The sequence below is a fragment of the Streptomyces sp. T39 genome, assembly GCF_008042045.1.
Lineage (GTDB): Bacteria > Actinomycetota > Actinomycetes > Streptomycetales > Streptomycetaceae > Streptomyces.
Window position 1 is genome coordinate 1 of record NZ_RDBP01000028.1, and the last position, 23,654, is coordinate 23,654.

At 75.2% G+C, this 23,654-nt stretch carries 25 protein-coding genes and 2 pseudogenes; 18 read left to right on the top strand and 9 right to left on the bottom strand.

Annotated features, from left to right (window positions below; translation table 11 throughout):
- Window positions 1-33: 33 nt before the first annotated feature.
- The gene (locus EAO77_RS20510; protein WP_410088619.1) at window positions 34-1,380 is read left to right on the top strand and encodes a hypothetical protein; all 1,347 of its coding nucleotides are present in this window, start codon (window positions 34-36) and stop codon (window positions 1,378-1,380) included.
- Window positions 1,381-1,557: 177 nt separating this feature from the next.
- Here EAO77_RS20510 and EAO77_RS20515 read toward each other — a convergent pair whose 3' ends face one another.
- Window positions 1,558-1,980, bottom strand: a complete 423-nt coding sequence (locus EAO77_RS20515) for an ATP-binding protein (RefSeq protein WP_147989756.1) — start codon at window positions 1,978-1,980, stop codon at window positions 1,558-1,560.
- Between the two features lie 224 nt (window positions 1,981-2,204).
- On the opposite strand from EAO77_RS20515, the gene EAO77_RS20520 reads away from it, so the two are divergent.
- The 6 genes from EAO77_RS20520 (at window position 2,205) to EAO77_RS20545 (ending at window position 7,636) form a co-directional block, all read left to right on the top strand.
- Complete coding sequence (locus EAO77_RS20520) at window positions 2,205-3,116, top strand: STAS domain-containing protein (protein WP_147989777.1); 912 nt, start codon at window positions 2,205-2,207, stop codon at window positions 3,114-3,116.
- Window positions 3,113-3,535 carry an STAS domain-containing protein gene (locus EAO77_RS20525; protein ID WP_147989757.1) on the top strand — a complete coding sequence of 141 codons (423 nt, stop codon included), beginning with the start codon at window positions 3,113-3,115 and terminating at the stop codon, window positions 3,533-3,535. The genes EAO77_RS20520 and EAO77_RS20525 overlap by 4 nt, the downstream gene beginning before the upstream one ends.
- A 104-nt stretch (window positions 3,536-3,639) precedes the next feature.
- Complete coding sequence (locus EAO77_RS20530; protein ID WP_261994059.1) at window positions 3,640-4,056, top strand: ATP-binding protein; 417 nt, start codon at window positions 3,640-3,642, stop codon at window positions 4,054-4,056.
- Window positions 4,053-5,057, top strand: coding sequence for a SpoIIE family protein phosphatase (locus EAO77_RS20535; RefSeq protein ID WP_261994055.1), 1,005 nt, complete (start codon window positions 4,053-4,055; stop codon window positions 5,055-5,057). Before EAO77_RS20530 ends, EAO77_RS20535 begins: the two co-directional genes overlap by 4 nt.
- Window positions 5,054-6,298 (top strand): PP2C family protein-serine/threonine phosphatase, encoded by a 1,245-nt coding sequence (locus tag EAO77_RS20540; RefSeq protein WP_147989758.1) that lies wholly within the window; start codon window positions 5,054-5,056, stop codon window positions 6,296-6,298. The genes EAO77_RS20535 and EAO77_RS20540 overlap by 4 nt, the downstream gene beginning before the upstream one ends.
- A 135-nt stretch (window positions 6,299-6,433) precedes the next feature.
- A complete protein-coding gene (locus EAO77_RS20545) occupies window positions 6,434-7,636 on the top strand; it encodes a PP2C family protein-serine/threonine phosphatase (RefSeq protein ID WP_261994056.1) in 1,203 nt (400 codons plus the stop codon).
- A gap of 44 nt (window positions 7,637-7,680) precedes the next feature.
- Here the strand turns inward: EAO77_RS20545 and EAO77_RS20550 are convergent, their stop codons facing one another.
- The 3 genes from EAO77_RS20550 to EAO77_RS20560 all read right to left on the bottom strand — a co-directional run bounded on the left by EAO77_RS20550 (window position 7,681) and on the right by EAO77_RS20560 (window position 9,396).
- On the bottom strand, window positions 7,681-8,187 hold the full coding sequence (locus EAO77_RS20550) for a MarR family winged helix-turn-helix transcriptional regulator (RefSeq protein ID WP_147989760.1): 507 nt from the start codon (window positions 8,185-8,187) through the stop codon (window positions 7,681-7,683).
- A gap of 259 nt (window positions 8,188-8,446) precedes the next feature.
- A complete protein-coding gene (locus EAO77_RS20555; protein WP_147989761.1) occupies window positions 8,447-8,842 on the bottom strand; it encodes an ATP-binding protein in 396 nt (131 codons plus the stop codon).
- 173 nt (window positions 8,843-9,015) lie between these two features.
- On the bottom strand, window positions 9,016-9,396 hold the full coding sequence (locus EAO77_RS20560) for an STAS domain-containing protein (RefSeq protein WP_147989762.1): 381 nt from the start codon (window positions 9,394-9,396) through the stop codon (window positions 9,016-9,018).
- A 233-nt stretch (window positions 9,397-9,629) separates the two neighbouring features.
- Between EAO77_RS20560 and EAO77_RS20565 the strand changes: the two genes are divergently transcribed.
- From EAO77_RS20565 to EAO77_RS20580, 4 genes are all read left to right on the top strand, one after another.
- A complete protein-coding gene (locus EAO77_RS20565) occupies window positions 9,630-10,049 on the top strand; it encodes a PRC-barrel domain-containing protein (RefSeq protein ID WP_147989763.1) in 420 nt (139 codons plus the stop codon).
- Window positions 10,050-10,237: 188 nt separating this feature from the next.
- On the top strand, window positions 10,238-11,941 hold the full coding sequence (locus EAO77_RS20570; protein ID WP_147989764.1) for a PP2C family protein-serine/threonine phosphatase: 1,704 nt from the start codon (window positions 10,238-10,240) through the stop codon (window positions 11,939-11,941).
- Window positions 11,938-13,074, top strand: a complete 1,137-nt coding sequence (locus EAO77_RS20575) for a B12-binding domain-containing protein (RefSeq protein WP_147989765.1) — start codon at window positions 11,938-11,940, stop codon at window positions 13,072-13,074. The genes EAO77_RS20570 and EAO77_RS20575 overlap by 4 nt, the downstream gene beginning before the upstream one ends.
- Window positions 13,071-13,454, top strand: a complete 384-nt coding sequence (locus EAO77_RS20580; protein WP_147989766.1) for an STAS domain-containing protein — start codon at window positions 13,071-13,073, stop codon at window positions 13,452-13,454. The genes EAO77_RS20575 and EAO77_RS20580 overlap by 4 nt, the downstream gene beginning before the upstream one ends.
- Before the next feature lie 122 nt (window positions 13,455-13,576).
- Here the strand turns inward: EAO77_RS20580 and EAO77_RS20585 are convergent, their stop codons facing one another.
- Window positions 13,577-13,945 carry a winged helix-turn-helix transcriptional regulator gene (locus EAO77_RS20585; RefSeq protein ID WP_147989767.1) on the bottom strand — a complete coding sequence of 123 codons (369 nt, stop codon included), beginning with the start codon at window positions 13,943-13,945 and terminating at the stop codon, window positions 13,577-13,579.
- A 54-nt stretch (window positions 13,946-13,999) separates the two neighbouring features.
- Here EAO77_RS20585 and EAO77_RS20590 point away from each other — a divergent pair, with 54 nt between their 5' ends.
- Entirely contained in the window at window positions 14,000-14,887 is an 888-nt protein-coding gene (locus tag EAO77_RS20590) for an NAD(P)-dependent oxidoreductase (RefSeq protein WP_147989768.1), read from the top strand.
- Window positions 14,888-14,967: 80 nt separating this feature from the next.
- Window positions 14,968-15,663 carry a ribonuclease H gene (locus tag EAO77_RS20595; protein ID WP_147989769.1) on the top strand — a complete coding sequence of 232 codons (696 nt, stop codon included), beginning with the start codon at window positions 14,968-14,970 and terminating at the stop codon, window positions 15,661-15,663.
- A 37-nt stretch (window positions 15,664-15,700) separates the two neighbouring features.
- Here the strand turns inward: EAO77_RS20595 and EAO77_RS20600 are convergent, their stop codons facing one another.
- Window positions 15,701-16,165, bottom strand: a complete 465-nt coding sequence (locus tag EAO77_RS20600; RefSeq protein ID WP_147989770.1) for an SRPBCC family protein — start codon at window positions 16,163-16,165, stop codon at window positions 15,701-15,703.
- A 287-nt stretch (window positions 16,166-16,452) separates the two neighbouring features.
- On the opposite strand from EAO77_RS20600, the gene EAO77_RS20605 reads away from it, so the two are divergent.
- Window positions 16,453-16,956 (top strand): hypothetical protein, encoded by a 504-nt coding sequence (locus EAO77_RS20605; protein ID WP_147989771.1) that lies wholly within the window; start codon window positions 16,453-16,455, stop codon window positions 16,954-16,956.
- A 91-nt stretch (window positions 16,957-17,047) separates the two neighbouring features.
- On the opposite strand, the gene EAO77_RS20610 is transcribed toward EAO77_RS20605, so the two are convergent.
- Window positions 17,048-17,263 carry a dodecin gene (locus EAO77_RS20610; RefSeq protein ID WP_147989772.1) on the bottom strand — a complete coding sequence of 72 codons (216 nt, stop codon included), beginning with the start codon at window positions 17,261-17,263 and terminating at the stop codon, window positions 17,048-17,050.
- 345 nt (window positions 17,264-17,608) lie between these two features.
- Here EAO77_RS20610 and EAO77_RS20615 point away from each other — a divergent pair, with 345 nt between their 5' ends.
- Both EAO77_RS20615 and EAO77_RS20620 read left to right on the top strand, forming a co-directional pair.
- Complete coding sequence (locus EAO77_RS20615) at window positions 17,609-18,853, top strand: extracellular solute-binding protein (protein WP_147989773.1); 1,245 nt, start codon at window positions 17,609-17,611, stop codon at window positions 18,851-18,853.
- 565 nt (window positions 18,854-19,418) lie between these two features.
- On the top strand, window positions 19,419-20,498 hold the full coding sequence (locus EAO77_RS20620; RefSeq protein WP_410088618.1) for a poly(A) polymerase: 1,080 nt from the start codon (window positions 19,419-19,421) through the stop codon (window positions 20,496-20,498).
- Between the two features lie 12 nt (window positions 20,499-20,510).
- Here the strand turns inward: EAO77_RS20620 and EAO77_RS20625 are convergent, their stop codons facing one another.
- On the bottom strand, window positions 20,511-21,557 hold the full coding sequence (locus EAO77_RS20625; RefSeq protein WP_147989775.1) for a helix-turn-helix transcriptional regulator: 1,047 nt from the start codon (window positions 21,555-21,557) through the stop codon (window positions 20,511-20,513).
- A 107-nt stretch (window positions 21,558-21,664) separates the two neighbouring features.
- Between EAO77_RS20625 and EAO77_RS20630 the strand changes: the two are divergent.
- Window positions 21,665-21,817: pseudogene (locus tag EAO77_RS20630) on the top strand (DUF664 domain-containing protein); the annotation flags it as partial.
- Between the two features lie 326 nt (window positions 21,818-22,143).
- The gene (locus EAO77_RS20635; protein WP_147989776.1) at window positions 22,144-23,241 is read left to right on the top strand and encodes a winged helix DNA-binding domain-containing protein; all 1,098 of its coding nucleotides are present in this window, start codon (window positions 22,144-22,146) and stop codon (window positions 23,239-23,241) included.
- A 272-nt stretch (window positions 23,242-23,513) separates the two neighbouring features.
- On the opposite strand, the pseudogene EAO77_RS41390 reads toward EAO77_RS20635, so the two are convergent.
- Window positions 23,514-23,654, bottom strand: a pseudogene (locus tag EAO77_RS41390) (2'-5' RNA ligase family protein); the annotation flags it as partial.

Genomic DNA, 23,654 nt, shown 5'->3' on the forward strand with positions numbered 1-23,654 from the left:
GGAGTGGTGTCCGACGAGGCGCTGTCGCCGTGCATGGCCGCAGCGCCGCCCGCCCATCCGTACCTGGCGCCCGGCGGCGCTGCGGCCATGCACGGCGACAGCGCCTCGTCGGACACCACTCCCCTCGCCGGGCCGGGCACCGAGGCCCTCACCTCCCGGCGGACGGCGCTCCAGTCGGCCTGCCCCACGATCCTCGCCGGGTCGGACGGCATCCCGGTCGCGGTCTGCACCGGCATGTTCGACCGGGCACCCCACGTCCATCTCCTCGACCCGGCGACCGGGGCCTCCGTGACCACCCTCGACCTCGAGAAGAGCAGCGTCCTCGGCGGCATCTACAGCTACCTCGACCACCTCGACCGCCTCGTCGTCGCCGACGGCTCCGGCGACCTGCTGAGGATCGCGCACGGCCGGGACGCCGAGGGCCGGTGGCGGCTGAGCATCGTGGAGCGCACGCCGTTCGGCGCCGCCCTGGCGGAGGGCGACTCGGTGGTCGGGCTCGCGCCCGACTGGCAGGGCCGGGTGTGGTTCGCCACCGCGCGGGGGGTCGTCGGAACGGTGGACACCGCCACGGGCGCCGTCCGGCACCGGGCGCTCGGCGAGGGCGTGGCCAACAGCATCTCCACGGCCCCCGGCGGGACCGCCGTCGCCACCGACCGCGCCCTGTACCTGCTCGACGCGGACGCCGACGGCACCCCGCGCACCGACTGGCGCCGCGCGTACGACCAGGGGCCGCACCGCAAGCCCGGCCGGCTGAGCCGGGGCACCGGGGCCACGCCCACCTTCTTCGGCCCGAGGACCGGAGCCGAGTACCTGGCGATCACCGACAACGCGGCGGCGCAGGAGAAGCTGATCGTGCTCACCGCCGACGGCGGCCGCACCGTCTGCGAGCTCCCGGTCCTCGCCGCGGACGGCAGCGGCACGGAGAACTCGCCCGTCGGCCACGGCAACAGCGTCTACGTCGCCGACACCTACGGCTACCCCTACCCCGCCGTCCCCGAGGGCGCCGGCGACGCGGTCCCGGCCACGGCGCCCTTCAGGGGCGGCGTGACCCGGGTCGACATCGACCCGGACGGCGAGGGGTGCGCGGTCCGGTGGACCGCCGCCGTGCGCTCGGCCGCCGTGCCCAAGCTCTCCACCGCCGACGGCAGGCTCTACACCGTGGAGCGGACGGGCGTGCTCGACCCCACCCGGACCGGCATCCTCGACCGCTTCGACGCCGTGTCCCTCGACAGCGCCACCGGACAGGTGACGGGCCGTCACCACCTGGGCACGGGTTTCCTGTTCGACACGCTGCAGATGGCCGGCAACGTCACCCGCGGCGGGGTGCTGTGGCAGGGCACGGTCACCGGGATCCTGCGGATCGCGCCCAAGGCGCCCTGAGTCCGGCGCGGGCGGCGGCACGTGTGAGGGGGGCGGCACGGCCCGCGGCCGCTTCGCGCCCCCGGGACGCCCCGCCGCTCACGCCACCGGGGGCGCGGTGATCACACCGCGCCCCCGGCCCACTCTTTCGGGTGACCTGGCACGATGCCCGGGTCCCCGGCGAGTGCGACGTGCGTCTCATCTCAGCGGCACCAGCACATGGACGGCCTTCCCCCCGGGCACGGAGACGATGGTGACATCCTTGCTGAGACGACGCACGACCCGCAGTCCGAACCCGCCGGGGCGCATGTCCCCCGGTGCGGGGTGGTGCGTGGTCGGCCACGCGTGGCTGCGGTCGGTGACCGTGATCCACAGGCCCTCGTCCGACACGGACGCCGTGAAGGACGTCACTCCGCCGCCGTGCCGGATGGCGTTGGTCACCAGCTCCGAGGTGACCAGCAGCGCGTCGGCGACGACCACGTCCTCGTCGGGCCCCGGCCACGTCCGGCAGAACTCCTCGTCCAGCAGCCGGCGCACCTCGTCCCGTGCGGCGGCCGCCGTCACGTCCCGTGCGCCCGCGAGCAGTTCGGAGCGGACCGAAGCCGTTTCGTCCGTGGTCATGGGCAGAACCCCCTGTCTCGACCTGAGTCCGTATGGTGTTCGTCTGTCCACGGAAGGGGCTTTGCACACGTAACCGATGCCGACGGATCACGTCCCGGACCGGCGAGGGCACGAGCGGAGGGGACGACGCCCGGGGCTGCTGGGACAGTTGCCGGGCGGCTACTATTCGGGCTGGCCGTGGGGTCGCCCAGGCACCGCAACACGCAGTCGTTCGAGAGGCGATGATGAGTTCCACCGAGTCCGCCGCGCGGGATCGTCTGGCAGAGGTACTGACACGACGGGGCACCGAGATCGCCGACCGGTGGGTGCAACTCCAGCTCGACCGGGTCGATCCCGGCGTCCAGCCCGTCCCCGAGGCCGACCTGCGCGAGGAGGCCGACGCACTCGTCACCGCGCTGGCCGCCGCCATGGCACGCGAGGTCCCGGTCACACCGCTGCTCACCGGACACCCGGAACTCCACGACACCGTCGTCGACATGTCGCTGCGCAGGGCCAGGTCGGGCTCCGTGGCGTCGGCTACGTCACAGGCCGTCCTCGGGCTCAAGGAGACCCTCCTGGAGGCCGTCCGGCACGAGGCGATCGGTCCCGAGGAGATGTTCCACGCGGCACTGGCGGTCAACCGGCTGCTCGACGCGGCGGGCGCGCTCTGTTTCGAGACCTACGCCGACGGCCGCGAGGAGATCATCCGCCGGCAGAGCCGGCAGCTGCTGGAGGCGTCCACCCCCGTGGTGCGGCTGTGGCAGGACGTCCTCGCGGTCCCGCTCATCGGCAACCTCGACACCGCCCGCAGCCAGGTCGTGATGGAGAACCTCCTGGAGGCCATCCAGCAGCACGGGGCACTCGTGGCGATCATCGACATCACGGGCGTCCCGATGGTGGACACCTCCGTCGCGCAGCACCTGATGCAGACGGTGAAGGCGGTACGCCTGATGGGCGCCGAGTGCGTCGTCAGCGGCATCCGCCCGGCCATCGCCCAGACGATCGTCCAGCTCGGCATCGACCTCTCGGACATCCTCACCCGGGCCTCCCTCGCCGACGCCCTGGCGACCGCCGTCCAGCTCACCGGCCAGGAGCCGGTCCAGGACACGGTGGCCGCCGCGTCCGCGGCGGCGGACGGCGGACGGAGCATGCGATGACCCTTCCGGACATCGGCCGGGTGCCGATCCTGAAGCTGGGGAACACGCTGGTCACCGGGCTCCTCAGCGAGCTCGACGACACCTCGGCCATGGCCCTGGCCGAGGAACTGACGGCCCGTATCGCCTCCGACGGCGCCCGCGGGGTGCTGATCGACATCTCCCGGGTACAGGTCATCGACTCGTTCGTGGCCCGCGCCCTGATGGAGGTCAGCACCATGGCCCAACTGCTCGGAGCCCGGGTGATCGTCGCCGGGATGAGCCCGCCGGTGGCCGTGACCCTGGTGGAACTGGGCATCGATCTCACCGGCGTCGAGACGGCGCTCGACGCCGAGCGCGGCATGGCCGCCCTCGGCTGGTCGCAGACCTCCGCCGCGTCCGTGCCACCGCGGCCGCGGGCCGTGGACGGGGCGGCCGGATGATGCGGTCCGACGAAACGGGCCGGCCGGGGGCCCGCGGTGCGTTCCGGGCGCCGGGCGGCGCCGTGACGGGCGAGGGACCCACCGTCGGCGCCCAGCGCGATCCCCTGGCCGCCGCCGGCACCGGCCCCGCCGAGTGCCCGGTGCGCACCGAGGAGGACCTGCTGACGGCCCGTCACGCCGTCCGGGCCGCGACCCAGCAGCTCGGCTTCAGCCTCGTGGACCAGACACGGGTCGTCACCGCGGCGAGCGAACTCGCCCGCAACGCCTTCGTCCACGGCGGCGGCGGCGTGCTGCGCATCGAGCCGCTGCGCCGCGGCGGCGGGACCGGCCTGCGCCTCACCGTCCGCGACGACGGACCCGGCATCGCCGACCTCGAAGGCGCCCTCACCGACGGGTTCACCACCGGCGGGGGGCTCGGACACGGGCTCGGCGGAGCACGCCGCCTGATGCACGAGTTCGACGTCCGCAGCACACCCGGCGAGGGCACCACGGTGACCGCCGTGCGGTGGACCGACCGGTGACCGCGTCCGCCGGACCGCTCCCGTCCACCGCCCAGGTGCGCATCGACCACGAGAGCGCCGTGCACCTGGCGGCCACCGTCGCCCGCGACATGGCCCGCCGCTGCGGCCTGGAAGGAGCCCGCCCGGACCGCGCCTCGGCCGTGGCGAGCGAACTGGCGAGCAACCTCCACAAGCACGCCAGGGACGGCGTCGTCTACGTCCAGCCGCTGGCCCTCGGCCAGGGGCTGGAGATCGTCGCCGTCGACCGCGGCCCGGGGATGGAGGACCTGCGGCAGTGCCTGGCGGACGGGTACACCACGACCGGCACGCTCGGCACCGGCCTCGGCGCGGTGCGCCGGGTCGCCACCGACTTCGTGATCCGCACCCGGGCGGGACACGGCACGGCCGCGTCCGCCCGCATCGCCGCCGCCCCGCAGCCGGCGGCCGCGGGCACCGGGATGGTGTGCCTGCCCGCCGACGGGGAGACCGAGTGCGGCGACGCCTGCGCCGTACGCGACACCGACAGCGGCCGCACCGGCGTCGTCGTGGACGGGCTCGGCCACGGCGAGCCCGCCGCCCGCGCGGCCCGCACCGCGCTGCGCGCCTTCGACACCGTCTGCGCCCTGCCGCTGCCGGACGTCATGCGGGCGCTCCACCGCGCGCTGCGCCACACCCGGGGCGCGGCGATAGGAGTGCTGCGCATGCTGCCCGGCCGTGCCGAGTTCTGCGGCGTCGGCAACGTCCGCATGTGCCTGCTGTCCCCCGAGGCCCCGCGGCAGCGGGTGGAGAGCCGCCCCGGCGTCGTCGGATGGAACCTGCCCACCCCGCACGTGCGCAGCACCCCGGTCGAAGCGGGCCAGCTCGTCGTGGTGCACTCGGACGGGATCGAGTCCCGGTGGGCCCACTCCCCGCCGCCGGCCCTGCTCCGCCTGCCCGCCGAACTCCTGCCCGCCGCGCTCGCCCACCGCCACCGAAGGTCTCGGGACGACGCCACGGCCCTGACCCTCACGGTGCCGCGATGACCGACCACACCAGCCGCCGGCGTCCGCTGGCGAGCCCGGCCGCCGTGCGCCGCGCCGTCCGCGGCATCGCCCTCCGGCACGGCCTGCCCGTGGAGACCCGCGCACGGCTCACCGCCTCCGTCGCCACCGTCGCGCGCCGGGACCTCGACCGGGGGCGCCCCGTCGGCCTCACCGCACGGCGGGGACCCGACGACGGCCCGGCCGCCGGCATCCTCACCGTCACGCTCAGCACCGCCCCGCCGGCCGACCCCGGCGCCCTGCCGCTCCTGCCGGCGCCCGCGGCCGCGGGCGCACGCCGGACCGAGTGGCGGCTCGCCCTCCCGTCGCCCCGGGTGCCCGAGGACGGGCAGGCCCCGGACGCCGACGCCGCGGAGGAGGCGGCCGAGGAGGAACTGGCCTTCCTCCTCGCCGAGACGGACACCCTGGCCGCCGACCACCGGCGCCTGAAGGACGAACTCGACGAGACCAACAGCGGAGTCCTCGCCCTCTACGTCCAGCTGGAGGAACGCGACGAGCGGCTGCGCCGGGCCCACGGCCAGATGCTGCGCGAACTGGAGGACGCCCTGCGGCCCCCGCCGCTGTGCGTGCCCGGCCTCGACCTCGCGGTGCACTACGCGCCCGCGGACACCGACGCCCCCACCGGCGGCGACCTGTACGACTGGTTCCTGCTCCCCGACGGCAGCGTCCACATCACCGTCGTGGACGCCCTCGGCCACGGAGTGGGCAGTACCCGCTCCGCCCTCGACGTCACCCACGCCGTCCGGACGCTCGCCCTGGACGGCTACCCGCTGAAGTCCATCGTCGGGCGCGCGAGCGAGGTGCTGTACGGCATCGACCCCCAGCTGATGGCGACCGTCCTGCTGGCCCGGCTCGATCCCGCGACCGGCGAGCTGCTGCTGGCCAACGGCAGCCATCCGCCCGCGCTCGCGGTGCGGTCCCGCGGCCGGACCGAGTACCTGGAGGTCCAGGGCCGGGGCGTCGGCTACCCGCTGCCGGGCAGCGACCACATCCTGCGCACCCGCCTGGACCCGGGCGACCTGCTGCTGCTCTACACCGACGGGCTCACCGAGAGCCGCCGTGACCCCCTGGAGGGGGAGCGCCGCCTGGCCGCCTCCGCCAGGCGCCACGCCGGCCGGCCGGTGGACGAGATCCCCGGCGCCATCGCAGGGGACATGCACACCCTGGTCCTCCACCCGGACGACACGCTGGCCCTCGCCCTGCGCAGGCGGCACGACGGCTAGAACCCCGGAACCCGGCCGGCCCCTGCCGACCGGACCTGCGAAGACGATCGAACGAGCCGCCCGCGCCATGACCGTCGCGGGGCGGCACACACGGGCGACCGCCGGGACACCCGGCGCCGAGAGAAAATGGACGACGTGGACAGATCTGCCGCTTTCGAGCGGGAACTGCGCGGTGCCGCGCCGCACGGGCTGCTGGACGTGGTCACCACCGCGCTGGCCGACCGCTACGGTGCCGAACGAGTCGACCTGCGGATGGCGGACTACGCCATGCGCTCGCTCCAGGCCGTCGGCGACCAACCGGGGACCACGGAGCCGGTCGCCGTGCACGGCACCCCCCAGGGACGCGCGTTCGGCGCCCAGGAGCCGGCCCTGACCCGGGACGGCGGGCACGTCGACGTCCACCTCCCCGTCACCATCCGCGGCGACCGCCTCGGCGTGCTGTCCGTGCGCCTGCCCGACGACCACGGCGTCCAGGAGCTCGTGCCCGAGCTCGAGTACGTCTGCCAGGCCCTCGGACACGAGATCCTGGTCGCCGAGCGCGACACCGACCTCTACGTCCTCGCCCGCCGCGCGGCCCGGCTGACCCTCGCCGCGGAGATGCAGTGGCAGCTGCTGCCGGGCCGGTCGTGCGAGCGCACCGAGTTCGCCCTCGGCGCGCATCTGGAACCCGCGTACGCCATCTTCGGCGACGCCTACGACTGGTCGGTGTCCGCCGACCACCTCACCCTGGCAGTCGCCAACGGGATGGGGGAGGGCATCGAGGCCGCCCTCCTGAGCAATCTCGCGATCAACGCGCTGCGCAACGCGCGGCGCGCCGGACTCGGACTGGCCGATCAGGCCGCCCTCGCCGACCAGGCGGTGTACTCCCACTACCAGGGGCGCGCGCACGTGTCCGTGCTGCTGCTGCGCTTCGACTGCCGCACCGGCGAGGTCGAGGCGGTCGACGCCGGGTCCCCGCGGATGTGGCGCCTGCGGGAGCGCAGCGTCGATGCGGTCCCCTTCGACCACCAGCTCCCGCTGGGCATGTTCGAGGACACCGTGTACACCACCCAGAGCTTCACGGTGCGGCCGGGCGACCGGCTGCTCTTCGGCAGCGACGGGGTGTACGACGCGGCGTCCCCGGGCGGGGAGCCGTACGGCGAACGGGCGCTCGCCCGCTCGCTCCTCGGCACCACCCTGCTGCCCCCCGCGCAGGTGCCCCACGCCGTCCTGCGGGAACTCGCGGGCTACCACGGGGAATCCCCGCTGGACGACGACGCGCTGGTGATCTGTCTCGACTGGTACGGGCGGCCCGGCACCGGGGACGCACCCGGCGTGGCGGTGGCGCCCGGGACCTGACGCACGGCTGTGGGGACGGCCGTCAAGGGCGCGTCGGCTCCGGTTCAGGCGGAGCGGGCGTCCTTGACCGCCACGGGTCTCCGGGGCGGCGTTCCCGCGTCGCCCAGGGCGTCCTGGAAACTCGACAGCCCCCGCAGGAGCGCGGAACGCGCGGACGGCGGCATCGCGGCGATCACCTCCAGCAGCGCCTCCTGCCGCTGGGACCGCAGATCACGCAGATACGTCCTGCCCCGGGGGGTGAGACGCAGTTCCAGTTCCCGCCGGCTGACCTGGCTCGGCTGGCGCCGCACGAAGCCCAGTGCCTCCAGGCGGTCGCACAGGCGGCTCACCGACGGGGGAGCCGAGCCCAGCACCTGGCCCAGGGTGCGCAGATTGATGCCGTCGTCACGGTCGAGGCAGTACAGGACCCGCAGTTGGGAGGCCGACACCGGCGCGGGCGACACCATGTCCTTGCCGCGTTCCCACAGCACCTCCAGGAGCTCGATCAGCTCACGGGCGGCGTCGGCGGTCGCCTCGGATCCGCCGTCGGAGGCGGGGCTGTTCGCGTCCATATCTGGTGACACTCCGAAATCAGACGTCCTCGGCCGGTGGCGCCGCGGGCGCTGCGCGCGCCTGCCCTTGCCTCTCCCGGAAAGCGTTGACCGTTCGGCTCCGCGGCGCGCACGGGTGGAACGCGCCGTGTGCGGAGCGCCGCTCCCGGCCGTGAGCCGGGCGCCCCGCTCCGCGCCCCACCATATCTGGCCACTCTCCGCGTCCCCGCAGCGGCGGCACGCGCCGTCCCGTGCCGGGGCCCATGACGGCCGGTCACGCTCAGGCGTTCCCGGGAGCGCCGAGGACGTCCGCCCAGACCCGTTTGCCGTCGGCGCGGTTGTCCACTCCCCACCCCGCGGCCAGATGGTCGAGAAGGTGCAGCCCGAAACCGCCGGACGCCGTCGCGACCCCCGGGGTGCGCCGGGCGAGCGGGGCCGGGCTCTCGTCGCGCACGGCGATGCGCACGCCGTCGGGGAGCGGCTCGACGTGGAGCCACGCGTCCGTCCCGGCGTGGCGGTGCGCGTTGGTCACGAGTTCCGAGACCAACAGGACGGCCACCTCGACCCGCTCGGACGGCCATCCCCAGGTGGCGAGGGCGGCGGCGGTCAGATCGCGGGCTCGGGCGAACGCGCCCGGCTCCTGCGGAATGTGCCAGATGTGCCCTTGTACGTCCATCACATCCCCCGCGTACCTCGCCCCGGCCAGAAAATACCGCAATGAAGGCTACGCGATGGCCGCACGGGCCCGCTCGCCCCCCGGGAGGACCGGTGCGGCGCCGGGGCGGGAACCACGGCTCCGCGGCGCCCGTCCCCGGCCGGGGACGGGCGCCGCGGAGCCGGGCCCACGGGTCACGCCTGCTCCTCCCCGGCCTGCCGGATGGCCTCGACGGCCGCCTCGACGTCGTTGTGCAGGGGAGTGGTCACGGTCAGGCCGGTGATCTCCAGCAGGCGCCGCACCGCCGGGGTCGGGGACACCAGGTGGACGTCCCCGCCCTTGTCCCTGGCCTCGCGGGACCCCTTGATCACGACGTTGAGGCCCGAGGAGTCCATGAACACGAGCGCCGACAGGTCCAGAACCAGGTGACGGCGCCCGTGGGTGAACTGGTTCGCCATGTGGTGGTGGAGGAAGGTGGCGGTCTCGATGTCCAGCTCGCCCCCGACGGTCAGCACGGCCGTCGCGTCGTCGCGGATGTCGACCTCGATGTCCAGGTTCTCTTCTCGAACGGCCATGGCTCTCCTGCTCTTCGATGGGAGGGACGTCCCGGGATGCGCACCCGGCTCCGGCCCGGACGCCGGTGGGCGCCCCCGCACAGATTGTCATGCGGCAACTGTCGCTGTCCGGCGGGGGCCGGGTCGGGCCGGGCATGCCCCGGGGGAACGGGGGCAGGCGAGGGGCAGGACGGCGGCCGGGCGGGGAGAACGTCACAGCCCCCGGCTGCCCCCGGACGAGAGGACGATGCACCATGACCGCAGGCGGTACTCCCATCCTGACCACGCTCACCGACGCCGAGCAGACCGTGGCCCTCGCCGAGGAGGACGTACGGGGCCGCAAGGTCACGGACGCGCAGGGCAACGACCTGGGACGCGTCGGCGACCTGATCGTCGACACCGACGAGCGCAAGGTCCGCTTCCTGCTGGTCGAACACGGAGGCTTCCTCGGCATCGGCGAGAAGAAGTCCTTCGTCCCCGTGGACGCCGTGGTGCGCGTCACCGACGACCGCGTCCACATCGCGCCCTCGCACGAGCAGGTCGCCGAGGCGCCCGCGTACGACCCCGACATCGTCGACGCGGACGCGTACTACGCCGGCGTGTACCGCCACTACGGCTACGCCCCGTACTGGGGCGCCGGTTACGTCTACCCGGGATATCCGTTCATCCGGTGACCTCCGCCCGCCGGATGTGACCGCGGTGTGAAGCCGGTGCGTGCCCCCTGTGTGGGTGTTGCCGTACGGCATCAATCACAGGGTGATTGCGGCGGCCCGGCTTGATGAGGCTTCGTCCGGTGGGCGATGGTGGCCTCACCCGTGATGTCCAGCGGAAGGGACAGGGCCGGCCTGCCGGCCCTGCACTTATGACAGTTCCCGAGGAGTCCCCGGTTCAACAACAAGGCATGCCGACCGTGAGCGCTTCCTGGCTGCGGGCGCCGTATCCGTCGTTCGTCGTCGACCCCGACAGCGGTGTGGTGGAGGTGAACGAGGCCGCCACCCGCCTCTTCCCCGGAATGATCACCGGCGCCTGGCTGGACGACGTCGCCCCCGCCTGGCTGGCCGACGCACACCGGCGGTTCGTCCGTGCCGCCGGCCGCCACACCGGACCGCCCGAAGGGCACCCGGCGGCGCCCGAACCCCCCAGCCTCCCCGTACAGGCCGCCCGGGGCCCCCACGACGGCCGGATGTTCGCGGCCCACCCCACCCCGTCGGCCGGCGGGGACGTGGCCTGGTGGCTGGCGGACGACACCGACCGGCACGCCGCCGAGGAGGCGCTGCGCGACGAACGGCGGCGGGCGCTGCTCCTGACGGAGGCGTCCTCCCGGCTGCTGGCCTCGCTGAACGTGGACCGCTGCATGGAGGTGACCGCACAGCTCGCCGCGGAGCACCTCGCCGACGCGGCCGTCGTCGTCGCGCCGCGCAACGGGCGCCGCCACACGGTCGTCGTCGCCGCCGACGGCCGGACGAGCAGACACCAGACCTCCATGGACTCCTCCCTCGTCCCCGGCCTCGCCGAGGCGCTCCAGGGGTTCCCGCCGGTGCCGTCCCGGTGGATAGACCCGCTCGCCCTGCCCGACTGGGTGGTCCCGGACGGATGGGACGGCCCGGTGGGCTCCGTGGTGGTCACCCCGCTCCCGGGGCACGGCGTACCGGCCGGGGCCCTGATCCTGCTCCGCCGCGACGGCCACGCCGCCTTCACCGCCTCCGACGAACTGTTCGGCCGCCTGTTCGCGGCCCGCGCCGGTGCGGCGGTCTCGGCCGCCCGGATGTACAGCGAGCAGGCGGCCGTCACCCAGACCCTGATGGCGGAACTCCTGCCCCCGCGCCTGCACCATGTGAACGGTGTCGACTTCGCCGGCGGCTACCGCGCGGCCCGCGACTCCGAACGCATCGGCGGCGACTTCTACGACGTCCACCCCGGAGCCACGCCGCACAGCCCGTCCCTCGTGGTGCTGGGCGACGTCTGCGGCAAGGGCCTGGAGGCCGCGGTGCTCACCGGCCGGATCCGCACCACGCTCCAGGCGATGCTTCCGCTGGCGGGGGACCACCAGCAGATGCTGCGCCTGCTCAACGGATCGCTGGTGACCGCCCGTCACACCCGCTTCGCCACCCTGGTCCTGGCCTCCGTGCAGCGCGAGGGCGGGCGCGCGGGCCTGCGGCTGACCAGCGCCGGCCATCCGCCGCCGCTGATCGTGCGCAACACCGGCGAGGTCGAGGAGGCCGACACCGCGGGCACCCTCGTCGGAGCCCTGCCGGAGGTGTCCGCCCGCACGGCGACCGTGGACCTGGCACCGGGCGAGACCTGCGTGCTCTACACCGACGGCATCACCGAGGCGCGCGGCGGCCCGCTCGGCGGCGACATGTTCGGCGAGGCCCGGCTGAGATCGGCGCTCGGGGAGTGCGCCGGGCTGCCGGCCGAGGCCGTGGTCGAGCGCGTGCAGATGCTCGCCTCCCAGTGGGTGGGCGACCGGGTGCACGACGACATGGCCGTCGTCGCCATCACCGCTCCGCACTCGACGCATCTCACGGCGGTGGACGGCCGGACCCGGGGCAGGTTCACCGCATGACCCCGCATCCCACGGCCTGCGACGGCTCCGCGGCCCCCGAGGGCGCCGGCACGGCGGCCGGTGACACCGCACGGACCTGCCGCGAGACCCGCGACCTGCTCTGGGCCGCCGTCGGAAGACGCGACGAACAGGCGGCCGCCCGCGCCGTGTTCGACGCCCTGGAGGCGGGCGTCACGACCGAGCAGGTGCTGCTCGACGTCATCGCGCCCGTGCAGGCGAAGGTGGGCGAGGAGTGGGCGGCCGCCCGGATCGGCGTCGCCCAGGAGCACGCCGCGACCGCCATCCACGAGCGCGTCATCGCGGCGATCGGCCTGCGCGCGGTGCCGCCCGGGAGCGCCGGCCGCGGCCGGGTCGCGGTGGCCTGCGTCGACGGCGAATGGCACGCGCTGCCCGCCCGGATCCTCGCGGAGGTCCTGCGCAGCCGCGGGTTCACCGTCGACTTCCTCGGCGCGCAGGTCCCCACACCCCACCTGATCGCACACCTCCACCAGACCGGCCCGGACATCGTCGCCCTCTCGTCCTCCCTGCCGACCCGGCTGCCGGCCGCCCACGCGGCCGTCTCCGCCGTCCAGGCCATCGGGCTGCCGGTGGTGGCCGGCGGCGCCGCGTTCGGCCCCGACGGGCGCTACGCGCGGCTGCTCGGGGCCGACGGATGGGCCCGCGACGCCCGCGACGCCGCCCGGGTCATCGGACGCACGCTGCACGGCGGCGACCGCACCGCCTTCCACCAGCCGATCGACGACCTGCCCCACCTGGCCGACCAGGAGTACACCCTGATCAGCCGCGGCCGCCCGGAACTGGTGCGCACCACCCTCAGGGGTCTGGAGGAGCGCGTCCCCGCCGTGCGCTCCTACACCGACCGGCAGCGCGAGCGCACCTCGGAGGACCTCGCGCACATCGTCGACTTCCTGGCCGTGTCCCTGTACACCGACGACCGCGCGCTGTTCGGCGGCTTCCTCGGCTGGACGGGCGACATCCTGGAAGCCAGGGGCGTGCCCGCGGCAGTCCTGCTGCCCGGCCTGGAGCTCCTGGCCGAGGAGCTCAAGGACTTCCCCCGCGCCCTCCGTCATCTCGCACACGGCCGCGCCACCGTCGCCGCCCGCCCGAAAGCAGCATCCGGACACCACGTATGACCACACACCCCGACGACATCCTCCGGCTCACCGTCGCCCCCGCCGACGACGGCGGCGTGTGCCTGCGCCTCGCGGGCGAACTCGACTGGGAGAGCGCGGGCGATCTCGTGGAGGCCGCCCGCGCCCAGCTCACCCGCCCGCCGGGACCGCGCACCGTGCACCTCGACTGCGCGCACCTGGCCCTGTGCGACTCCACGGGCCTGTCGGCCCTGCTGATGGTGCACCGCGACGTCACGGCCGCGGGCGGCCTCCTGCGCCTGGACAACCGGCCGGCCTTCCTCGACCGGATGCTCGCGCTCACCGGCACGCTGGACCACCTCACCGGCGCCGCGCCGCAGGCCGGACGCCTGGACGACGACGGGACCGACTCCCCGCGGTGAGCGTTCGCCGCGCCGGTAGCCACTTTTTTGTGCGTACTTGGCACCGGCACCGGCCCGCGCGAGTCTGGTGACGGGCGGTCGGCAGAGGGCCGCCGCCCCCACGGAACGGAGGTGACGACGTGTCAGGAGGCCGGTGACACCCCGGCCCCGGCGGACCGCCCGGCCATCATGTCCAGCCGGCGGTGACCCCAGTCGGACAGGGGCGCCAGCGCCTCGGAGAGATCGCGGCCGAACGGGGTCAGGGAGTACTCCGTCCTCAGCGGCAGCACATCGTGCACCTCCCGGTGCACCAGACCGTCCGACTCCATCTCGCGCAACGCCTGCGTGAGCACCTTCTCGCTCAGACCCGGCAACCGGCGGCGCAGTGCGCCGGGGCGCTGCGGACCCGACTCCAGCAGCCAGAGCAGCGCGGTCTTCCACTTGCCGTCGATCACCGCGATCGCGGCGGTCACCCCGCACACATCAGGATCCAGGGCACGGCTGCGCGTCATCGCCGGACTGTCCTCCTTGTTGTCATCGACCCACATTTGCACGGGAGTTGTCTCATGTCCACACACCCCCAGCCGTCCGACGTCACCGTACTCGGTCTGGGCCCCATGGGCCGGGCCCTGGCCGGCGCCTTCCTCGCCGCGGGCCTGCGCACCACGGTCTGGAACCGGACCCCGGGCCGGGACGGCGAACTGGCCGGCCGCGGCGCGCGGCGCGCCGTCTCCGCGGCGGAGGCGGTCGCCGCGAGCCCGCTGACCGTGATCTGCGTGGTGAACTACGACGCCGCCGACGCGGTCCTGCGCGGCGAGGCGGTGACCGCCGCCCTCGCCGGCCGCACCGTGGTGAACCTGACGGCGGACACTCCCGAACGCGCCCGCGACACCGCCCGGTGGGCCGCCGGGCACGGGATCCGCTATCTCGACGGCGCGATCATGACGCCCGCCACGACCATCGGCACACCCGACGCGGTCCTCATCCACAGCGGCCCCGAGGACCTCTACCGCGCACACGAGCCGGTGCTCGCGGCGCTGGGCGGCACCTCCACGCACCTCGGCGAGGAGATCGGCCGGGCGGCGGCGTACGACGTCGCCCTGCTCGACATCTTCTGGACGGCGATGGCGGGCTGGGCGCACGCCGTGGCCGTGGCGGGCGCGGAGGGGATCACCGCACGGGAGCTGGCGCCCTTCGCCCAGGGCATCGGCGCCATCCTGCCGCCCGTCTTCGCCGAGACCGCCGAGGACGCCGACAGCGGCACCTACTCCGGCGAGGGCAACCCGCTCACCTCGGCGGTGTCGTCGATGTCCCACATCGTCGAGACCTCCGAGGCGCACGGCATCGACGCGGGCGTCATGCGCGCCGCCGAGGGGCTCGCCCGCCGTGCCGTCGGCCTCGGCCACGGCGGCGACGGGTTCATGCGCGTCGCGGAACTCCTCACCCGCCGCTGAACCGCCCCGGCCGCCCCGGCCCCCGCCGCCCGGGGCGGGGGTGGCCGGAGCACCCCCGTGGGCGTGGCAGGATCGGGGGAATGGTGGAACGTATCATCGCCGCGTGTGACGGGGCGTCGAAGGGCAATCCCGGGCCTGCCGCCTGGGCCTGGGTGATCGCCGGTGCCGACGGCGAGGTGACCTCGTGGGAGGCGGGCCCGCTCGGGCGGGCGACGAACAACGTCGCCGAGCTGACCGCGCTGCGGGAACTGCTCGGGCGCACCGGGCCCGAGGTCCCGCTCGAGGTGCGCATGGACTCGCAGTACGCGATGAAGGCGGTGACCACCTGGCTCCCCGGGTGGCGCCGCAAGGGCTGGAAGACGGCGGCCGGCACACCCGTCGCCAACCAGGACCTGGTCATGGCGATCGACGCGCTGCTCACGGGACGCGACGTGCGCTTCGTCTACACCCCCGCCCACCAGGTCGACGGGGACGCGCTGAACGCGGCCGCCGACGCCGCCGCCAGCCAGGCCGCCCGCACCCAGGAGCCGGCCGGCTCCGCGCGGGGCTCCGCGCTGCCGCCGCCCGAGCCGCCGTCGAAGCCGGCCGCGGGTCGTGCGCGCCGTCCCGCCGCGAAGGGCGCCTCGTCCGCGAAGAGCGGCTCCCGCGGGACGCTCAAGGCCAAGTTCCCCGGCCGCTGCCGGTGCGGCCGCCCCTACGCCCAGGGCGAGTCGATCGCGAAGAACCCGGACGGCTGGGGCCACCCGGCGTGCGCCGTCGCCGCCTCGTCCGGCTGACTCCCCGCGTGCCGGGGCGGCCACGGCCGCCCCGGTCTCAGGAACGGCCCTCGACCAGCCGGGCCAGGTTGTCGAGGGCCATCCGCGTCCCGGTCTCGTTGTCCTCGGGCCGGACGGCGTCGGGCAGCCCCTCGTGCACCACGAGCACATCCGTCCCGCCGCCGGCGGCCGCGGCCAGCGAGGTCGTCATCGTCATCGTGCCGCCCAGTTCCGGGTCCGCGGACTCGAAGGCGAGCACCTCGACCACCTTCTCGCCGGGGACGAGTTCGGTGAAACGGCCGTGGTAGGTGTCGGTCCGTGCGTCCGACTTGCCCGCCGCGTCCGGGGCGTCGTACACGAGCGAGACCCGGAAACTGCCTCCCTCCCGGGCGTCGAACCCGTGGACGTGCGCGGTCATCCCGTCCGGCACCCGCCAGCGGGCGACGGCGTCCGGATCGAGCAGCGCCCGGTACACGGCCGCGGGGGAGGCGTTCACATGGCGGGACACGCGCGTCGTGTGCATGAGCCGAATCTAGCGCCGGGCGCGCGCCGTGCGCCCGCGCCGACGCCGGAGCCGGAGCCGGGGCCGGACGTCCGTGCCGCGTGCGTGCCCGCTCCCTGTACCGCACGTCCGTGCCGCGTGCGTGCCCGCTCCCTGTACCGCACTCCGTGCCGCGTGCGTGCCCGGCCTGTGCGCCCGACGTGCGCGGCGCGCGGCAGCCGGACGCTGCCCGGGACACCTCGTGCGCGGAGCCCGACCGCGGCGGGCGGCGCCTGCCTGCCCGGGGGCGCGGCCCACGGCCTACGCTGATGGCCGTGACGACGCGAGACAGCAGGCCGCTGGCCGTATTCGACCTCGACGGAACACTTGCCGACGCCGGACACCGGCAGCACCTGCTGCGGCGCACCCCGCGCGACTGGGACGCGTTCTTCGCCGCGGCGCCCGGCGACCCGCCGCTCGACGAGGGCGTGCGGCTGTGCCTCGACGCGGCGCGCGACTGCGAGATCGTCTATCTGACCGGCCGCCCGGAGCGGTGCCGCCGGGACACCGTGGACTGGATCGCCGCCCGTGAGCTGCCCGGGGGCCGGATCTTCATGCGGCGCAACGACGACCGCCGGCCCGCCCGCAGGACCAAGCTGGAGATCCTGCGGCGTCTCGCGGCCGGCCGCGACATCAGGATGCTCGTCGACGACGACGAGCTGGTGTGCCAGGACGCCGAGCGGGCCGGCTTCCCGGTGGTGCGCGCCGTCTGGGGCGCGCAGAGCACCGGTGCGGCCATGCGCGACGCCCAGGAGCGCGAGGGGCGCACCTGACGGCCCCGGGGGCGCCGGAAGCGCGCCCCGTCGCCCCCGGCGCGGGTTCAGGGCGTGCGCACCGGGGGCGCGCTCGCCCGTCCGGCGCCGCTCAGTCGCCGTCCTCCAGCCGGAATCCGACCTTCAGTCCCACCTGGTAGTGCTCGATCTCCCCGTCGACGATGTGCCCGCGTACCTGGGTGACCTCGAACCAGTCGAGGCCCCGCAGGGTCTGGGACGCCCGGGTGATGCCGTTGCGGATCGCCTGGTCGACACCGTCCGGGGAGGTGCCCACGATCTCGGTGACACGGTAGGTGTGGTTCGACATGCGCGTCGTGCTCCTCTCGATGCGTTCTCTCCACGGTGCCGCACCGCGCCCGGTCCCGCGAGGCGTCGCCCGCCGTGCCGACGGCGCGGTGTCCGCATGCTGGTCGGCCGCCGGGGGCCCGCCGGCGGCCGACCAGCATGCCCGAACGGCCGTGATCCGGCCACCGGATGACCTGCCGGTGACGCCGCGGACGACGGCGGTGTCCGCTGTCGGCCCCGTCATGCTCCGCTTTCCGGACTTGACCGGACGTTTGGTCCATACCAAAATCCAGCCAGCCCGTGCGAGCGTCAGCTCCTCCCCCCACGTCGGGTTCCACTCATGTGCCCCGACGCAGAAGGTGACCTCGTGAAGAACCGCTACCTCGCCCTGTCCACCGTGCTCGCGTGTTCCCTCGCCCTCGGCGGGTGCGGTCTGATACCCGGCGGTTCCGACACCCGCACCGTCAGCATCTGGCTCATGCAGAACAGCGTCTCCGACGACTGGCTCCAGCGCTTCACGGAGACGTTCGAGAAGGAACACCCCGACATCGAGCTCGACGTGACCTTCCAGGAGTGGACGGGCATCGGCAAGAAGGTCACCGAGGCCCTCAGGAGCGAGGACGCGCCCGAGATCATCGAGGTCGGCAACACCCAGGTCGCCGGCTACGCCGAGAGCGGCGGCCTGCGCGACCTCACCCTGGAGTCCGTGCGCGACCTGGGCAACGAGGACTGGCTGCCGGGCCTGGCCGAACCGGGCAGCGTCAACGGCTCCCAGTACGGCATCCCCTGGTACGCGGCCAACCGTGTCGTCATCTACAACAAGGAGCTGTTCGCCGAGGCGGGCATCACCGAGCCGCCGAAGACCCGCGCCGAGTGGCTGGAGATCTCCGAGAAGCTCGACCGGCCGGGCCAGGACGGCATCTACCTCTCCGGCCAGGACTGGTACACCCTCGCCGGCTTCATCTGGGACGAGGGCGGCGAACTCGCCGTGGAGAGAGCGGGGGAGTGGGAGGGTGCGCTGCACTCCAAGGCCGCCCTGCGGGGAATGGACTTCTACCAGGAGCTCCAGGCCCACGGCAGCGGCCCCAAGGACGGCGACGAGGAGACCCCGCCGCAGGCGGACGTCTTCGCCAAGGGCGACGTCGCCCAGATGATCGCCGTGCCGAGCGCGGCCACCGTCATCGAGAAGGCCAACCCCGAACTCAAGGGCAAGCTCGGCTTCTTCCCCGTCCCCGGCAAGACCGCCGCCGCGCCCGGATCCGTCTTCATCGGCGGCTCCGACCTGATCGTGCCCGAGAACTCCAAGGAGCGCGCCGCCGCCGTCGACGTGGTCTCCGCGCTCGCCGGCGACGAATGGCAGCTGGACCTCGCCCGCACCATGAACTACGTGCCCAACAAGGCCACCCTCGGCCTCGAACTGGAGGGGGAGAGCACATCCGCGATGGCGGCCGGAGCGGCACAGGGCCGGGCCACCCCCAACTCCCCGCAGTGGGCCGAGGTGGAGGTCGACAACCCGATCAAGCCCTACATGACGGCCGTCCTCCAGGGCCAGGACCCGGCCACCGCGGCCCGCAACGCCTCCACCCGGATCACCACCGCCCTGCGCCCCTGACCGTCCGGGGCATCCCGCGCCGGAGTCACGGAAGTCCGGCATTCAGCGTTCTCACATCCGCGCTCCGCCGGGCGGTCATGTCGAATCCAGCCTGCCACGGAAGAAACGAGGAGCCGGGCCGCCGCACCCGCGGTCCGTCCCCTTCGTCCGGCACAGGAGACCGTCATGCCCGCAACCCCCCTCGCCGAGCCCGCCCGGCACCCGGCACCCCGGGGCCGGCACGGCGGACCTCACACCGGGACCCGGCCTGCAGGACCCAAAGGACGCCGACGCGGCGAACGCACCCCGCRCCCCRGCCGGSSCCGGCMYGGGACCCACGGACCCSGCAGCCGGCACCCGGCACCCCGGGGCCGGCACGGCGGACCTCACACCGGGACCCGGCCTGCAGGACCCAAAGGACGCCGACGCGGCGAACGCACCCCGCTCCCCCGCCGGCCCCGGCGAGGGACCCACGGACCCCGCAGCCGGCACCCGGCACCCCGGGGCCGACCCGTCACGGCCCCACCCCGCCCCCGCGGACCGCGGCCAACAGGCCGGGGCCGGGGCCGGGCGGGTCGGTCGCGTCGTGGCGCGGATCGAGGCGGCGCTTCCCGAGGGCGTCGTCCATGTCGTCGGTTCGCGGCGGACGGGCTGTGCGCTGCCCGGCGCGGATCTCGATCTCGTCGTGGCCCTGCCGGGCGGTGCGACGGCGGCGGGGGTGCGGGCGGCGCTCCGGGTCGCCCTCCCCGACGCGGCCGGCCTCCGCGACGTGACCGGTGCCCGGGTTCCGGGGGTCCGTCTGACCACCGGCGGCCTGGCGGTGGATCTGGCCGTGGTGCCCACGGGCTCGACCGACCCGGCCGACGCGGTCGCCCGCCGTACCGCGCTGGGCGACGCCGCGGCGGTGGCGCTCAGCGCCGTCGGCGACGCGGAAGCCGTGATCGGCGCCGTCGCCGGCCGGGAGGCGGCCTTCGGCGCGCTCGCCCGCGAGGTGAAGGCATGGGCGCGCGCCCGCGGCCTCGACTGCGCCCCCTTCGGCGGGCTGCCGGGCATCGCCTGGGCCGTCCTGGCCGCCCGCACGGTACGGGACGCGGACGCCACCGGTGCCCCCACCGGCGGCCCCGCTCTGGCGGCGCGCTTCTTCGCCACCTGGGCGGCCTGGGACTGGCGCGTCCCGGTCACCCTGACCGGGGACCCCGGTCCCGGCAGCGGCACCGCACCGGTCACCGTCCTGACGCCCTCGGCACCCGTGCGCTCCTGCACGGACCAGGTCACCCCCGGCATGCGCGACCTGCTGACGCAGGAGCTGTACCGCGCCTGGGAGCTGACGGACACGGGCGGTGCCGGTGCCCGCGGGGAGCTGCACGCCCCGCCGCCACTGCACCGCCGGCACGCGGCGTGGGCGGTCGTGACCCTGGCGGAGGGCGCCGACGAGGGCCGGCTCCGCGGCCGGATGCGGGCCGTCGTCGCCGACCTCGCCGACGCCGCGCCCGCGGCCCACGCCTGGCCCCGCCCGTACTCCGCCTCCCCCACCCGCTACGCCGTCGGCCTCGGCCAGACCCCGCCCGACGGCGCCCGGCTCGCGGAGATCGCCACGGCACGCCTGCGCGGGCTGGACGGGGTCACACTGGCCCTCACCGGCGGCGAGGTCCCGAGCCTGCGGTGACGCCTCCGCGGCTCAGAAACCCGCGGCCGGCGGCGCGCCCTGCTCGGCGGGCGTGGCGGGGCCGCCGTCCGTGGCGGCCGTGGCGGGGTCGTCGTCCGCGGCGGCCGCGCACCGCCGCGCCAGCTCCCGGAAGGCCTCCCTGAGTTCGGGTGGCCCCACGACCTCGATGCCGCAGTCGAACCGGGCGACCGTGGCCGCGAGGGCCGCCCACGACCACGACCCCAGGACCAGCCGGCAGCGGTCCGGCCCGAGCTCCTCGACGAGGGCGTCATGGGCCCAGGGGGTCACGGCGGAAGCCGGCAGGGCGAGGACGACCTCCCCGCGGCACGGCCAGTCCCCGGAGCCCGCGGCACCCCGGAAGCGTTCGGTCACGAAGGCCGCCACATCCCCGCCGGGCAGTTCGCGCGGGGTGAAGCGCGGCCCCGTCGGCGTGCGCGGCGTGATCCGGTCCGCGCGGAAGGTGCGCCAGTCCTCGCGCTCCAGGTCCCAGGCGACGAGATACCAGCGCCCGCCCCGGGTGACGAGATGGTGGGGCTGCACCCGGCGCCGGGCGGTGGGCGCGGCCCCGGCGGCCGAGGCGTAGTCGAAGCGCACCTCCTCGCGGGCGTGGACGGCGGCGGCGAGCGCCATGAGCACCCCGGCGTCGGCCTGGGCGGCGGGCTCCGCAGGCGACCGTTCGACGGCGGTGACCTGGAGGACGTCGATCCGGTGGCGCAGCCGTGCGGGCATCACCTGGCGCACGGTGGTCAGCGCACGGGCCGCGGACTCCTCGATGCCGGCGCCGGAGGTGGTCGCGATCCGGAGCGCGACGGCGAGGGCGACGGCCTGGTCGTCGTCGAAGAGCAGCGGTGGCAGCTCGGCCCCCGCGTCGAGCCGGTAACCGCCGTCCGGTCCCTTGAACGCGACGACCGGGTAGCCGAGTTCACGGAGCCGGTCCACGTCGCGGCGCACGGTACGGGGACTGACGTCCAGGCGTTCGGCCAGCAGTGCCCCCGGCCAGTCGCGGCGGGCCTGGAGGAGGGACAGCAGGGACAGCAGGCGCGCGGACGTATTCGGCATGACTCCATCGTGGCGCGAGAAGAGGACACCTCCTGACCGCCACCTCTGGGACGGTGGTTCCCGCACGCACCGAGGACGACCGCGAGGAACCGACGACCATGACCACCCTGTCCGCTGCGCACCCGCTGCCCCGTGCGCGCTGGCACGAGCCGGGCGCGGTGCGGAGCGTGCGCGGGGTGCCGGCCCACCTCATCGCCGAGACCGCGCAGCATGCCGGGCACGCGGACATCCTGCGCGAGACGCTCGACGGGCGGACGTCGGGCCGACCGCCCCGGCGCCGCCCCCACCGGCTCGCGCGGCCACGGCGACCGCGGGGAGCGGCGGGACCGCACGGCCCTACGTCCGCCGGACCGCGGCCACCGCAACCCCGGCGGATCACGACCACCGGACGCATCGCGAACCACCGCGCGAAGCGCAGCAACCGCCCGGACCGCCCCGACCGAAAGGACCGCACCACCGTGACGACACACACCCCGCCGCGCCCCGGCCCGCCCGCCGGGTCCCCGCGCCCGGCCGGCAGCAGGGCGGGGGGCGGACGTCCCGCCGGCCCGCGCCGGTACCGGCGGGCGGAAGGAGGGGCGGCCCGATGACCGTGCTGTCGTCCCGGGCGCTGAACCGCGCCGCGCTCGCCCGCCAGTTGCTGCTCGGACGCGCCCGCCTGACCGCCCTCGACGCCGTCCGGCACCTGTGCGGACTCCAGGCGCAGGAGCCGCAGGAGCCGTTCACCGGACTCTGGTCCCGGCTGCACGGTTTCGCCCCCGCGGACCTCTCCGGCCTCGTGACCGGACGGCAGGCGGTACGCGTCCATCTGATGCGCCGCACCATGCACCTGGTCGCCTCCGACGACGCCCTCGCCTGGCGCGCCCGCCACGACGCCATGCTCCGCCAGCGGGTTCTCGGCACGTACCGCCGCGAGCTCGCCGGGGTCGACCCCGGCGAACTGGCCGCCGCGGGGCGGGCGGTGATGGCCGACGGCGAGCCCCGCACCATGGGCGAACTCGCCCGGGCCGTCGTCGGCCGCTGGCCCCAGGCGGGTCCGCGCCCGCTGGGCGAACTGCTGGTCGCCGCGCTCCTGCCCACGGTCCAGGTGCCCCCGCGAGGTCTGTGGCGCACGGCGGGCGGGGCGCGCTACCTCCTGCTCGCCTCCTGGCTCGGACGCGAGGTGGACCCGGCCGCACCCGACGGCACCGACCCGGTCGGCGAGGCCCTCGTCCTGCGCTATCTGGCGGCGTACGGGCCGGCCACCACCGCCGACCTGCGCGCCTGGTCCGGGCTCGCGGGGCTGCCCGGCGCGGTCGCCGCGCTCCGGCCCCGGCTGGTCGCCTTCCGCGACGAGGCGGGACGCGAACTGCTGGACCTGCCCGACGCGCCCCGCCCGGACCCGGACACCCCGGCCCCGGTGCGCTTCCTGCCGGCGTTCGACAACGCGGTCCTCGGCTACCAGGACCGCAGCCGGATCATCGACGACGAGCACCGTCTGCTCTCGGTCGCCGGTGAACGCGTCGTCCTGGTCGACGGCCGCGTCGCCGCGACGTGGACCGTCGACGGCGGCACGGTGACCGTTTCCCCGCTCGGCCGCGTCTCCCGCTCCGACCGCTCCGCCGTCGAGGAGGAGGGCTCGGCGCTGGCGTCGTTCCTCTCCGACGGCGCGGAGGACGGCGTCCGTATCGCCCCCTCCCCCTGAGCCCGCGCCGGCCCTCCGCACCGCGGCGCGTTCGCAAGCAACCCCGGGGCCCGAACATCCGTCTAGACCCGCGGGGAGATCAGCGCACGCAGCCGGGCCGCCCCGGGCGCCCGTCCGCTGCGGGGGGAAGCGGACGGAGCGACACCGGTGGACGAGAGAGCAGGCCCCGGCCTGCCCACGGCCGTGCCCGCACAGGGCCCGCGCGGCGAGGGGCACCACCGGAGCCCACGGCCCGATCGGCCCGCGGGGCAGGGGCAGCACGCACGGCACGAGCCGAAGAGCAGATTGACGTGCGGAGGCCAGCGGTGGATCTGCGGGTCGTTCTCCCGGCGGATCTCCTGGAGAGCCGGCCAGGTCTCCCGCGGCGGGATCCAGGCCAGTGCCGTCCGGACGGTGGGCGGGACGTCCAGGGC

Bases quoted from the DNA above. Each gene is read 5' to 3' on its own strand.
- EAO77_RS20635 (WP_147989776.1), top strand. From the start codon at position 22,144: ATGACCGTGCTGTCGTCCCGGGCGCTGAACCGCGCCGCGCTCGCCCGC.
- EAO77_RS20605 (WP_147989771.1), top strand. From the start codon at position 16,453: ATGGCCGTGACGACGCGAGACAGCAGGCCGCTGGCCGTATTCGACCTC.
- EAO77_RS20515 (WP_147989756.1), bottom strand. From the start codon at position 1,980: ATGACCACGGACGAAACGGCTTCGGTCCGCTCCGAACTGCTCGCGGGC.
- EAO77_RS20555 (WP_147989761.1), bottom strand. From the start codon at position 8,842: ATGGACGTACAAGGGCACATCTGGCACATTCCGCAGGAGCCGGGCGCG.
- EAO77_RS20580 (WP_147989766.1), top strand. From the start codon at position 13,071: ATGACCACACACCCCGACGACATCCTCCGGCTCACCGTCGCCCCCGCC.
- EAO77_RS20510 (WP_410088619.1), top strand. From the start codon at position 34: ATGGCCGCAGCGCCGCCCGCCCATCCGTACCTGGCGCCCGGCGGCGCT.
- EAO77_RS20595 (WP_147989769.1), top strand. From the start codon at position 14,968: ATGGTGGAACGTATCATCGCCGCGTGTGACGGGGCGTCGAAGGGCAAT.
- EAO77_RS20550 (WP_147989760.1), bottom strand. From the start codon at position 8,187: ATGGACGCGAACAGCCCCGCCTCCGACGGCGGATCCGAGGCGACCGCC.
- EAO77_RS20590 (WP_147989768.1), top strand. From the start codon at position 14,000: ATGTCCACACACCCCCAGCCGTCCGACGTCACCGTACTCGGTCTGGGC.
- EAO77_RS20560 (WP_147989762.1), bottom strand. From the start codon at position 9,396: ATGGCCGTTCGAGAAGAGAACCTGGACATCGAGGTCGACATCCGCGAC.
- EAO77_RS20625 (WP_147989775.1), bottom strand. From the start codon at position 21,557: ATGCCGAATACGTCCGCGCGCCTGCTGTCCCTGCTGTCCCTCCTCCAG.
- EAO77_RS20610 (WP_147989772.1), bottom strand. From the start codon at position 17,263: ATGTCGAACCACACCTACCGTGTCACCGAGATCGTGGGCACCTCCCCG.
- EAO77_RS20565 (WP_147989763.1), top strand. From the start codon at position 9,630: ATGACCGCAGGCGGTACTCCCATCCTGACCACGCTCACCGACGCCGAG.
- EAO77_RS20600 (WP_147989770.1), bottom strand. From the start codon at position 16,165: ATGCACACGACGCGCGTGTCCCGCCATGTGAACGCCTCCCCCGCGGCC.
- EAO77_RS20585 (WP_147989767.1), bottom strand. From the start codon at position 13,945: ATGACGCGCAGCCGTGCCCTGGATCCTGATGTGTGCGGGGTGACCGCC.
- EAO77_RS20575 (WP_147989765.1), top strand. From the start codon at position 11,938: ATGACCCCGCATCCCACGGCCTGCGACGGCTCCGCGGCCCCCGAGGGC.
- EAO77_RS20570 (WP_147989764.1), top strand. From the start codon at position 10,238: ATGACAGTTCCCGAGGAGTCCCCGGTTCAACAACAAGGCATGCCGACC.
- EAO77_RS20520 (WP_147989777.1), top strand. From the start codon at position 2,205: ATGAGTTCCACCGAGTCCGCCGCGCGGGATCGTCTGGCAGAGGTACTG.
- EAO77_RS20540 (WP_147989758.1), top strand. From the start codon at position 5,054: ATGACCGACCACACCAGCCGCCGGCGTCCGCTGGCGAGCCCGGCCGCC.
- EAO77_RS20525 (WP_147989757.1), top strand. From the start codon at position 3,113: ATGACCCTTCCGGACATCGGCCGGGTGCCGATCCTGAAGCTGGGGAAC.